This window comes from Flavobacterium sp. PLA-DH12 (genome assembly GCF_059511845.1).
This window is the reverse complement of the sequence record NZ_JCAMPD010000003.1, coordinates 404,257-416,660: the sequence shown is the minus strand read 5'-3', so window position 1 is coordinate 416,660 and position 12,404 is coordinate 404,257. Positions and strand designations below refer to the sequence as shown.

Here is a 12,404-nt window from a genome sequence, read left to right as displayed (position 1 = left end):
AACTTTCACAAAGTTCTAAACACAAAGGATTGGAATTTGGAATTTCAGTATTGGAATTTCTTTTTTTTAGCACAAAAAAAAGAACCCTAGTGGGTTCTTTTCTTATGACATCAATCTAAAATTAAATAGATTGTTCTTCTTGTCTTTTTCTGGCTCTTTTTTCTTTAATCATTTCCCAGCTAGCACCCGTAACCCAGTAAGATACGAAACCAACTAAGAAAAACATTAACCAAAACCCTATAGTTAGTATGGTTAAGAAAAGTAAAAAGCCTAAGTACTGTGAAAATTCAAACATGTTTTCCGGAATTTTTGAATGTTACGACAAATGTAGGGTATATATTTTTTCTCAGCAATAAAATCTAAATCAATTTTCGTTAAATAACATTTATCCGTATATTTATACTCATTTTAAATAAGGCCTTTTTTCCGAATATTATTCAACTGTCTAAATTAGAAGAATATGAGTATTTTAAGGAGCTATTTCCCGCTATCCGCTACAATCTTTTATGTTTTTAAAGAAAAAACATAAAAGGATTTCCACTCCTATCGGGGCTAGAACTCATATTCAAAAGAAATTTGAAAAAACACCAATATAAAAAATCCGTTTTAATCCGCGTTTTTACGAATTAAATCAGCATTATCCGTGTTCCTTTTAATCTCAAAGATTACAAGCTAAATCCAACAACTCACATTTTACAGATAACATTTTACAAACAACATAATGAAATACAGAATAGAAAAAGACACCATGGGCGAAGTTCAAGTCCCAGCCGATAAATATTGGGGTGCACAAACAGAACGTTCGAGAAATAATTTCAAAATCGGACCAGCGGCATCTATGCCGAAAGAAATCATAGAAGGTTTTGCTTATCTAAAAAAAGCTGCCGCTTATGCCAATTATGATTTAGGCGTTCTGCCAATCGAAAAAAGAGATGCAATTGCAGCAGTTTGCGACGAAATACTTGAAGGGAAGCTAGACGATCAGTTTCCGCTTGTAATCTGGCAGACAGGTTCTGGAACACAAAGCAATATGAATGTAAATGAAGTAATTGCCAACCGAGCTCAAGTTCTTAAAGGTTTTGAAATCGGCGAAGGTGAACAATTCATAAAAGCCAATGACGATGTGAACAAATCGCAATCATCAAACGATACTTTCCCAACCGGAATGCATATTGCAGCTTATAAAATGGTGGTTGAAACTACAATTCCAGGTGTAGAAAAACTTCACGCGACATTAGCAAAAAAAGCCACTGAATTTAAAGACGTTGTCAAAATCGGAAGAACACATTTAATGGATGCTACACCATTAACACTTGGACAAGAAATTTCTGGTTACGCCGCTCAATTAGCCTTCGGATTAAAAGCTTTGAAAAATACTCTAACTCATTTATCTGAAATCGCTCTTGGAGGAACCGCTGTCGGAACTGGATTAAACACCCCAAAAGGATACGATGTAAAAGTTGCTGAATACATTGCAAAATTCACCAAACATCCTTTTGTAACAGCAGAAAACAAGTTTGAAGCACTCGCAGCACACGATGCCATTGTAGAAACACACGGAGCTTTAAAACAATTAGCGGTTTCTTTAAACAAAATCGCTAATGATGTAAGAATGTTGGCTTCTGGTCCGAGATCTGGAATTGGCGAAATCCATATCCCTGAAAATGAACCAGGATCTTCTATTATGCCCGGAAAAGTAAATCCGACACAATGTGAAGCTTTAACCATGGTTTGTGCTCAAGTTATCGGAAACGATATGGCCATTGCCGTTGGAGGTATGCAAGGACATTATGAACTAAATGTTTTCAAACCTGTAATGGCAGCTAACTTTTTACAATCGGCACAATTACTAGGCGATGCTTGTGTTTCTTTTGACGAACATTGCGCTCAAGGGATCGAACCAAATCACAAACGCATCAAAGAATTAGTAAGCAATTCGTTAATGCTCGTTACGGCTTTAAACACAAAAATTGGCTATTACAAAGCAGCAGAAATTGCTCAAACGGCTCATAAAAACGGAACTACTTTAAAAGAAGAAGCCGTTCGTCTAGGTTATGTAACATCAGAAGATTTTGATGCTTGGGTAAAACCTGAAAATATGGTTTGACTTAATTGTGAATTGTGAATTGTTAATTATCATCATTCAGAAAAAAAAAAGAAGCCTGAAATATCAATTTCAGGCTTTTTAATTTATAATTCACAATTTACAATTCACCATTATCAACATAGTCTTGCAAATAGCTAAATCTTTCTGTCAGTTTTCCGTTTTCTGTGATTTTGGCGCGTTTTAGAATTCCGTCTTTATCTCCGTTAAAGAAAGCAGGAATTACGTGCTCCATAAATTGTTCACCAAAACCTTCGCTCGCGTCTTTTGGAATTTCGCAAGGTAGATTATCTACTGCCATAACTGCAACTGCTGCGGGATGAAAGAAATCAACTTCACGATCTTCTAAAGGAAAATATCCATATAACGGTTCTTCAATTGTTGAAGAACGAACTGTACAAGCAATTGGCCCATTAACATCACAAGAAATATCGGCTACAACTTTCAATTTACAATCGCTTGCGTTCAGCATTTCTTTAGTTAAAATCATCGGAGCATTGCTCGCATAAAAATGTCCAGCAAAATAGATATCAGAAACTTTAGTGAATCTTTCAAAATCAGATTCATATTCTTCAGGATGATTCACAAAATCTGTAAAATCCAAAACCTGACCGTCTTTTCTTTTATTGTATTCCAAAACATCCAACTGTACATAAACAGCCTGAGCATATTTTTTTGTCAAGTAATTATCGATCGTAATTTCTTTTACTTTTATAGCATCCAAAATTTCTTTTGCGCCGCTCCCCACCTTTCCAGTTCCTGTAACCACAAATTTTAAAGCCGGCATTGTAATGCGTTTTAAATGCTTTATCAAATCCTCTTTCCCTGAAAGAGATTCTGCTTTTGGAAGTTTAAACAATTCAAATTTAATTCCGAACGCACGAATTCCGTTGTACACACCAACCATTCCAGCATACTTTCCGAAACCAATTAAACGGTGGTCATGCTCGTTTACAATCGTTTCATGATCGTATAAATCGATATTTTTTTCTAAAATCGCCTGAAGCAGTTTTCTATTATGAGGCTGTTTTTTAATGGTATGAGAAAAAAAGAAATAAGCTTTATTTGGAATCAAATCGTCTACAGGAACTTCTTTTACACCAAACAAAACATCGCAGTCAGATACATCATCGGCAACGGTAATTCCCATATTTTTATAATCGTCATCAGAAAATATTCTGATATCTGAACTTTCAACTTTTACAGAAGCATCATGATAAAGCTGCTTTAGTCTTGTCAATTCATTTGGAGAAAAAACAACTCTTCTATCTGGCGGGTTTTTTCTCTCTTTTATGATTCCAAATTTCATTTAATGCGGTTTTTTAGTATTTAATAATATAACTTTTTTTAATGTATTTGTTTCAAATATAACAAATTTAGTTAAAATTTTGTTTCAAAAATTCTATTTAGAATGTTTTAAAACCGTTAAAAGCTGAAAAACAACCGACTAAAATTTACTTTTCTTAAAAAAAAGTTAAAAAACACAAATTAAAGCCCCAGAACCAAGAATACAACAAAATGGAATTCGATATATTTGTTTTTAAAGAACGATGCAAATGATTTTCCTTAAAAAGACAAAGATACCACAATTACTTTTTTCAATGCTTGTTTTAAGTTCATGTGGTCAAAACAAAACAACAGCAATAGATACTACTCAGACAGTCGAAGATACTTTACCTAAAATGAAACCGTTAGGTGCAGAACCGAAAGTTTCACAGGCTTATAAAAACTCTGTTGTTGGCAGAATAAATCACTTTTACAATAAAAACTGGCCTAATAATACCATGAACGGAAGCTTCTTGGTTGCCAAAAATGGACAGATTTTATTTGAAAGATATAATGGTTTTGCCAATAAAAATGAAGGAACCAAAATAACTCCTGAAACACCTGTACAAATTGCTTCAGTAAGTAAAGTACTAACTGCCACGGCGGTTTTAAAATTGGTCAATGCAGGCAAAATTGACTTAGACCAAAAGGTAAATACTATTCTAAAAACCTTTCCATACGAAGATTGTACCATTAGAATGTTATTAGATCATCGTACAGGAATGCGCAATTATGCTTATTTCACAGATCGTGACAAATCAATCTGGGATAGACACAATCAATTAACAAACAAGGATATCTTAAATATTCTGGCTACAAAAGATATTGGATTAGAATCAAGAACTGGAACACGTTTTAGCTATTGCAATACCAACTACGCAATGCTGGCACTTATTATTGAAAAAATTACAGGTTTGACTTATAAAGAGGCAATGTCTCAGATGATTTTCAAACCACTTGGAATGACCAATACGTATGTTTTTGATGATGATAAAGACAGAAAGAAAATCGTTCCTTCTTATAAAGGAAATGGTGTAGAAATTGGTTTTGATTATCTAGACAACGTTTACGGCGATAAAAATGTTTTTTCTACAGCAAGAGATCTTTTAAAATTTGATCGTGCGAGACAATCGCCAGATTTCTTAAAACCCGAATTATTGAAACAAGTTTATACGGGTTACAGCAACGAACGCAAAGGAACTAAAAATTATGGTCTTGGAATTAGAATGATTAATTGGGAAACAGGACAGAATTTTTATTTCCATAACGGCTGGTGGCACGGAAATACCTCATCTTATATTACTTTGATGAATGAAGGTGTAACCATTATCGCGTTATCTAATAAGATGACCAGAAATACTTATGCGGTTCGTAAACTAGCTCCAGTCTTTGGAGATTATCCTTTTAATTTTAAAGACGAAGAGTAAAATTATAGTCGTAAAGCCGAAAGTCAAAAGTCGTAAAGCCTTAAAAACATTTGCCAATGCTGACTTTGGACTTGGGACTTTCGACTTTAAGACATTTTTTTAAATTTTTAGTAGAAAGTAATTTCAAATACTCTAAATTTGCAGACTTATTTTTTGGGGTCGACTGGTTTTGACAGCAAGTCGAATTGAACAGTAAGCACGTCGAGCATTGAGACCTTGCTCGTAAATATAAGATCTCGAACTTTTACACGGCGAAAATAATTACGCTTTAGCTGCATAATCCGAATCATAGTACGATTGCGCCACGTCTCTACCAGGTAGAGAAGCTGGATTCTCCTGGAAAGCCTTGGTTTGTGGCGTTCCGTTCAGGGGAACCGTAAAAATAAACCTAGATATCCAAGAGCTTCGGGTGGATTTCGAAAATTAAGAAGATAAGTGTTGGGTGGTTGTTTCTGGCCTAGCTCAACATCGAAAATTCAATCAGGAAATAAACGTGTAGAAAGCTCTTTAGTTGCTTGTTTGGACCCGGGTTCGATTCCCGGCGACTCCACAAAAAAGCCTGTAAACTCTTTGTTTACAGGCTTTTTATTTTTCAGTTGACAATTATCTGTATTATATATAATTAAATGATGCTTAGCAAATTACCAGACAAATCTCTAATCAAAATTGATATCAATGCCTAATTTGATTTTCAGTTCATTAAAAGAATTCTCATCCAATGGCCCAAAAATTCTACCGCTAAATTTATCAATTATAAAATATCTTAGCACTTTCTCATTTTTAGGCAACTGCATTGCAATGATATAATTATCATCTGATTTAGCATTTTTGACAGTTTCTTTTATGATAATTTCGCCAAATTCGTTTTTAGCACTACTTTTATAAATGATAGCCCCATCGGGATAGCCAATATCTACTGCATCATATTCAGATAAATAATAATAGCCATAGCCAAGATCTGCTTGATCTGCACATCCAACTGTGACTAATAATACTAATAAGTACACAAATTTTCTCATTTTATTTTATGCAACAATTGCTTTTTTTGCTTTCATTTTAAAATTCCTTATCGCTTTTGGGCTCTTTAAGATTGAAAATGTATTTTATTCAGTTGACAATAATTTTATAATTAGTGATTAAAACTCATTATTAACAAATATAATAATTAGAGTAAAACATGGCGTTTTTATTGAAAAATCACTTATCAACAGTCAAAAAAATAAGAGCCATTAATTTAATACTAAACGCTAGTTATTTTTTATTTAAATTTGCTAATTCCTTTGTTAAGCCATTTTAGATACTCCTCCACATCTGGCGTATAGGCAACTGGATCTACGAGATTATTTTCTTTAGTGTCCATCAATACATAAAATGGTTGCGAATTAGTATTGTATCTAATGGTCTGCATCTCGCTCCATTTCTGCCCAATATATTTTAATTTTTTATCTGGTCGCAATATAGATTCTACCACTTCATTAGAACTAAGTTCACGTTTATCATCTACATAAAGGGAAATTAGAACGACCTTGTTTTTCAAAATCTCCAAAACTTCAGGTTTAGGCCAAACATTTTGTTCCATTTTTCTACAATTCACACATGCCCATCCTGTAAAATCAATCATTATCGGTTTGCCTTCTTTTTTTGCATAAGCCAATCCTTTATCATAATCATCAAACGCCATGATATTGTAAGGAGCAAGAAGATGTGCGCCATCAGGTAAATTCGAAGATGTTTCAGAATTCTCGACTTGCTTTGATCCCCCTACTCCGTAAGGAGATTCACTATACTGCTGCGGAGGAGGAAAAGCACTAATTAAATTTAAAGGAGCTCCCCATAACCCTGGTATCATATAAACTGTAAAAACCAGTACTGCCATTCCCAAAGACAATCTTCCTACAGAAATATTCGACATTAGACTATCATGCGGTAATGTAATTTTTCCAAATAAATATAAAGCCAGCGTAAAGAAGATTACAATCCAAATGGCTAAAAACACTTCTCTTTCCAATAAATGCATTTGGGACACAAGATCTGCCTGCGATAAGAATTTAAAAGCCAGAGCTAATTCTAAAAAACCTAAAACTACTTTCACAGTATTGAGCCATCCGCCTGATTTTGGCAATGAATTCAACCAACCCGGAAATGCTGCAAATAATGTAAAAGGAAGTGCAATAGCAAGCGAAAAACCAAGCATCCCTATTAAAGGTGCAATACCACCTTTAGAAGCTGCATCGACCAATAAAGTTCCGACAATAGGGCCAGTACAAGAAAATGATACAATTGCTAAGGCCAAAGCCATAAAGAAAATCCCAACTAATCCTCCTTTATCTGCCTGTGAGTCAACTTTATTTGCCCATGAACTTGGAAGAACAATTTCAAAAGCTCCCAAAAATGACATTGCAAAAAATACCAGAATCAGAAAGAAAATAATATTGAACCATACATTGGTTGCCAGTGCATTCAAGGCATCTGCTCCAAAAATTCCAGTAACTACTGTTCCAAGAGCGAGATAAATTACGATAATAGAAATTCCATAAATAACTGCATTCCGAATTCCTTGTGATTTGCTTTTACTTCGTTTGGTAAAAAAACTTACTGTCATTGGTATCATTGGAAAAACGCACGGTGTTAATAATGCAGCAAAACCAGAAAGGAAAGCAATAAAAAATACTGCCCATAAATCCTTAGTATCTTTTTGGCTTTTAGACCCGCCTTTTGCAAATTCTGATAACTTTACTACATCCTTTTTATCAGCACTAACCGCCTTAACTGAATCTTTATACGAGGTTTGAGCTGCTTCGGCTATTAGAGTATTTGATTCTTGCTTACCTTCTATTTCCGCCACAGCTTTTTTTTCTGCAGTAGCTGCTACTGGAATTTTAAAAACAAGTTCGGCTTCAGAAGGAGGCAAACAACGTGTATCATCACAAGCCATAAATTCTACAGTAGCTGTGATTGTTCCTATTCTTTGTTTTACTTCTACTTTTTGCTGAAAAACCGCCGTTTTTTCAAAGAATTTAATCGTCATTCCGAAAATTGGATCATTAATAGTCTTTCCGTTTCCTTCAATAACGTTTCCTAATGTTTTTATTTGGTTAAAAATAAAACTTGTTGCAATTGGTCCTCCATCGGGAACCGATTGTGAGTATAGATGCCAACCTGTATCAATAGTTGCGGTGGCAATTAAATTGTACTCAGATTCTGACAACTTTTCTACTCTTGTTTTCCATTTTACAGGTTCCACAATTTGTGCTTGAACAATGCAACAGGTAAACAATAGAAATGCAAATATTATTTTTTTCATTTTTTATTAGATTAAAAGGGCTGCCTGTCACATCAGCCCAATCGTCTTGTATTTTTGCTTACTAATTCAAAACATAAAAGACTATAATACCGTTAAATTTTTTCAATAGTTATGCTGTATTAAATCTATTCAATTTAATACGGACGCTAAAAAATGTAAAGAGGGATTAAATTATTTAAATTGTTTTTCTTGCAAAGTGCCAGCCTTGATGAGAACCAGTTTATCTAAATCGCCATATTTTTGATAGGCTCATTAAGGTTTACTGATTCAATATCTGTTACTGGAGTTGCATCCAATTTTGCCATAAAAAGATAAAAAACTAAGGCGATTTTGAAAAATAAGTTAATGCCTCATTGAAATGAATTGTGTTTATCGATTTTTATATCAATTTAAACTTTAGTTAACTCCCATTTCTTTAAGCCATTTACTTATCCCTTCGTCAGATGGTCGTGGCGCATCTGGATCGACAATACAGCCATTCGGATCAAGCAAAATGAATCTCGGAATACCGCTTACCTCATACGCTTTCTCAAAAGAGCTATCGCCATTGCTAAATAACTGCACACCTGTCAATTGAAGATCTGCTACCATTTTTTTCCATTTATCATGATCTTTCACACGATCGGTAGAAATACTTACGAAGCTTATATTTTTATCGTGAAACTCTTTCTCCAAAACTTTAAGAAAAGGTATTTCTTTTTTACAGGGTCCGCACCAAGTAGCCCATAAATCGATATAAACAAACTTCCCTTTTAGATCATCCAAGGATGTTGCGCCTCCATTGAAGTTTTCAAAATTGACAAATTTTGGAGAAACCATTCCTTTTGGCAGAATTTTATCCTGATGCTTTTTCAGTCCAGTAGTCTTATTATATCTATCTACACAGCTTTTTTTAAAATCTTCAAAATCCTTTTCTTCAAGAGCAATAAAAGATGCGTCTAGCCCCTTAGTTTCTTTAAGTATTTTTTGGTAACCAGCAACAATCTCATCTATTTTTTTGACAAATTCATCGTTTTCTAATTTAAATATAGATTTATCTGCAGTTGCTTTTTCAGAATATAAGGCTTTCCTAAACAGATATTTATTTGGTATTTCGCCCTTACCTTTAAAATCCATTGTTTCATCCCATTGTTTGGTATCAAAAGTAATTTTTAAATTGTAACCATTTTTGAGATAAAAAAATCCTTGTTCTTTACCATCAAACATTCCATAAAAACCTTCCTTTACTTTCAATGTGTCAGCAAATGAACCATCTTTATTAACATTGATTCTTTTTATTTTAGTTCTTCCTTTGAATACTAGCAGAGAATCAGAGTTTTTCTCAGTTATTTTTCCAAAAAGACGTACATAATCATTTGAAGCTTTTTGCGCAAAAGTATATAGATTAAAGACAAGGGTTACGATCCCTAAACAATACCATTTTTTCATTATATGTTATAATTTATTTCGTTAATAAGTTTTAGAACTATTTACTTTTTTTCAGTGTAAATAATCCCAGATTTAATGGTCATAAAACCATCTTGCAAGTTTTCGATCTGCTTTACAGGATCTGAATTTGTGATATAAAGATCTGCTCGTTTTCCAATAGCTATAACACCTCTATCCGCCACACCAATACTTTCTGCCCCTATTATTGTGGCACTTATTAGAGCATCTTTATTGGTAAAACCACAGTCGTCTGTGAGAATCTTTATTTCTTTGAATAATGGAACAACATGATCTTTTTCAAATAAATAAGGCCAATCTGTTCCAGCAGATACTTTAACTCCAAGTTCATGAGCTCTTTTGGTTACTGTTACACCCGCATAGAGTTTATTATTGTTTCCAATATAATTGGTAGCATCCAATATAACGTTGTTGTTTTTCATTAGCAGTAAGAGCTTATCGAGTTTTTTTTCATCAATAACTGGTCTTTTAGATCGATTCATTTCTTCAACAGCAGAATCATAAGGAATATCAAACGCATGAGACATGCTGTTTACTTTTGCGTTGGCAATATCAGTAGGCGTTGCAGGAAAAACTGCAGCATGGCTCCAACTTTGCAATCCCTGAAGTCTTGCCTCTTTTACAATTTTTCTAACAAGATCTGAGGTCAAGTCCGAATATATTTTAATTCCGGTAACCCCTGCTCCTTTCGCTTCTGCAACGGCAATTTTAATATCGGTTTTCTCCGTAATAGTTTGTTCCCAAGGGCTATCGTTTTTATCCTTATTATATTTTCTCACTACATCAAAATAGCCAGATCCTCCAAACTGAGCTGCATAAAAAATGGACGGAGCTGGGAGTTGATTAAGGCTGCTGGCACGTTTATAGTCTGCAAGAATAATTGCATTTCCAGTCATGTCTCTTACAGAGGTAATTCCCGCATAAATCATTTTAGAAAGCTGATCCTCCATATATTTACAATTTTTTGCCCTGTCTGGATCTGGTGCTGTAGCTAGATGAACGTGTGAATCAATTAGGCCAGGCATCACATATTTTCCACTAATATCAATTAGAGTAGCCTCTGGATATTTGGCAAGATCATCAGTGTATAAAATGTCTTTGATCTTATCCCCTTCTATTATAATATTCCCTTTCTTGTTATCAAATTTATTATCATAGATAAATCCGTTTTTAAGAATAGTAATTTTTAGGTTTACTTTAGTTTGCGAATACCCCATAAGTATTGTACAGACTAAACACCAACAAATAAGCAGTTGTTTTTTCTTCATTTTTTAAGATGTATATTTTTATGTAATTAAGAGCCCACTTTATTTAAATAGAAATGTGGGCTCTAAAATGTGTTTTAGTATCCAGGGTTTTGTGGAATTCCCGAACGATCAATTTCTGTTTGTGGAATTGGTAAAGCAAATCGATCTGCTTTTGGCGCTAAACCACCGCCACCAACTCTAGTGAAACCTAAACCAAGTCTTTTTAAATCTGTGAATCTGAATCCTTCAAATGCCAGTTCCCTTCTGCGTTCGTTTAGGATTTCTTTATTTAAATCTGCTCCTGAAAAATCCCCCAAACCTCTGGCGCTTCTAAGTTTGTTCAGATTCGCCAATGCTGCAGCACTGTTATTTTCCTGCAAATAAGATTCTGCCAATATGAGGTACATTTCTGGTACTCTTATTAATTTAAGATCGATGTTTCCCGGATCAAATGTTGCTGCGTTTGTTGTTCTCGTTCCAGCCTGTTTCTTTGGAAAATAGCTTCCTTTGACTGTAGGATGTGTTTTAAAATATACTGAGAATCGGAGATCTTTATTCTGATCGTACAGACTTATCAAATCATTTGATACTGAATAAGGATAACTTGACATTACTGGAATAGCAAAAATTCCTGCAGTATATTGTACCTCATTATTTTCAAATCGAATTCTAAACATAATCTCGCCAGAATCATCCTTATCCCATTCTTTTTGAAGTGCAGCAAGAGTTGTATCTAATTTGTATCTGGTATCTGTCAGGGCTAAATTAGCATATACAATAGCATTTTTGTAATCGCCTGTTTCGTGATACACACGTGCCAGCAATGCATAAATAGCTGTTTTGGATATTCTATAAGAGTTAACCACATTGGTAGTAAGAGGTACGGCTTCATTTAAATCGGCCAAAATGTAGTTGATAACTTCAGCCGAAGTATTGCGGGGTTTAATATCTAAAAGCGCGTCCGTTTCAAATCGGTACGGTACCGCCAATGCAGTTTTATTGATGTTGTAAGCCGGAGCATAAAAGCGATATAAATTATAATATAAAAGTGCTCTTATGCCTAATGCTTCTCCTAAAAAAGCATTTTTATTGGCAAGTGTACTTTTTCTGGCTTGTCTAATTATAGTATTTACATTGTTGAGAGCTTGATATGATATCTTCCAAAATCCTTCGATATTCCCTGTCGTACTGGTATAAGCGAGCGGATAAATATTTTCTAAACTGCCATCAAAAGAATAGTCCTTTGAATTGGATGATCCTACCACATCATCGCTGATGGCTTCCGGAATACTATAAATTCCGTGAGAATAACCGAAAAAATCCTGTTTCATCACCCCGTAAACGCCATCTAGAGCACTTCTAAAACCTCCATCTGTCTGAAAAAGGGTTTCAGGCGACAATTCATCTAAGGGTTCTTTATTTATAATATCATCAGTACAAGCACTTAAAAAAGTAACCAGTACTGTGGCAAAGAATAATTTTATATTTGTTTTCATCTATACTATTGTTTTTATCTGTCCTGTAGAATTTGATTTTCCCCTTGTTTTATA

Annotated in this window: 9 protein-coding genes and 1 other RNA gene; 3 read left to right on the top strand and 7 right to left on the bottom strand. The window is 34.2% G+C overall.

Translation table 11 applies throughout. The features are described 5' to 3' along the window. Nucleotides 1–121: 121 nt before the first annotated feature. Nucleotides 122–295 carry a hypothetical protein gene (locus tag AC5ZCW_RS08015; RefSeq protein ID WP_111288649.1) on the bottom strand — a complete coding sequence of 58 codons (174 nt, stop codon included), beginning with the start codon at nucleotides 293–295 and terminating at the stop codon, nucleotides 122–124. 426 nt (nucleotides 296–721) lie between these two features. Between AC5ZCW_RS08015 and fumC the strand changes: the two genes are divergently transcribed. Then, a complete protein-coding gene (gene fumC, locus AC5ZCW_RS08010) occupies nucleotides 722–2,107 on the top strand; it encodes a class II fumarate hydratase (RefSeq protein WP_343541612.1) in 1,386 nt (461 codons plus the stop codon). Nucleotides 2,108–2,204: 97 nt separating this feature from the next. Here fumC and AC5ZCW_RS08005 read toward each other — a convergent pair whose 3' ends face one another. Then, a complete protein-coding gene (locus AC5ZCW_RS08005) occupies nucleotides 2,205–3,413 on the bottom strand; it encodes an NAD(P)-dependent oxidoreductase (protein ID WP_496118973.1) in 1,209 nt (402 codons plus the stop codon). Between the two features lie 241 nt (nucleotides 3,414–3,654). Here AC5ZCW_RS08005 and AC5ZCW_RS08000 point away from each other — a divergent pair, with 241 nt between their 5' ends. Beyond that, nucleotides 3,655–4,857, top strand: coding sequence for a serine hydrolase domain-containing protein (locus tag AC5ZCW_RS08000; RefSeq protein WP_343541609.1), 1,203 nt, complete (start codon nucleotides 3,655–3,657; stop codon nucleotides 4,855–4,857). A 155-nt stretch (nucleotides 4,858–5,012) separates the two neighbouring features. After that, nucleotides 5,013–5,410, top strand: a transfer-messenger RNA (tmRNA) gene (ssrA, locus tag AC5ZCW_RS07995). 103 nt (nucleotides 5,411–5,513) lie between these two features. Here the strand turns inward: ssrA and AC5ZCW_RS07990 are convergent. From AC5ZCW_RS07990 to AC5ZCW_RS07970, 5 genes are all read right to left on the bottom strand, one after another. Further along, a complete protein-coding gene (locus AC5ZCW_RS07990) occupies nucleotides 5,514–5,876 on the bottom strand; it encodes a DUF3997 domain-containing protein (protein ID WP_496118972.1) in 363 nt (120 codons plus the stop codon). Nucleotides 5,877–6,115: 239 nt separating this feature from the next. Continuing rightward, a complete protein-coding gene (locus tag AC5ZCW_RS07985; protein ID WP_496118971.1) occupies nucleotides 6,116–8,161 on the bottom strand; it encodes a protein-disulfide reductase DsbD family protein in 2,046 nt (681 codons plus the stop codon). 396 nt (nucleotides 8,162–8,557) lie between these two features. After that, a complete protein-coding gene (locus AC5ZCW_RS07980) occupies nucleotides 8,558–9,589 on the bottom strand; it encodes a TlpA family protein disulfide reductase (RefSeq protein ID WP_496118970.1) in 1,032 nt (343 codons plus the stop codon). Nucleotides 9,590–9,630: 41 nt separating this feature from the next. After that, nucleotides 9,631–10,875 carry an amidohydrolase family protein gene (locus tag AC5ZCW_RS07975; protein WP_496118969.1) on the bottom strand — a complete coding sequence of 415 codons (1,245 nt, stop codon included), beginning with the start codon at nucleotides 10,873–10,875 and terminating at the stop codon, nucleotides 9,631–9,633. 74 nt (nucleotides 10,876–10,949) lie between these two features. After that, entirely contained in the window at nucleotides 10,950–12,350 is a 1,401-nt protein-coding gene (locus tag AC5ZCW_RS07970) for a RagB/SusD family nutrient uptake outer membrane protein (protein ID WP_343541602.1), read from the bottom strand. Nucleotides 12,351–12,404 lie beyond the last annotated feature (54 nt).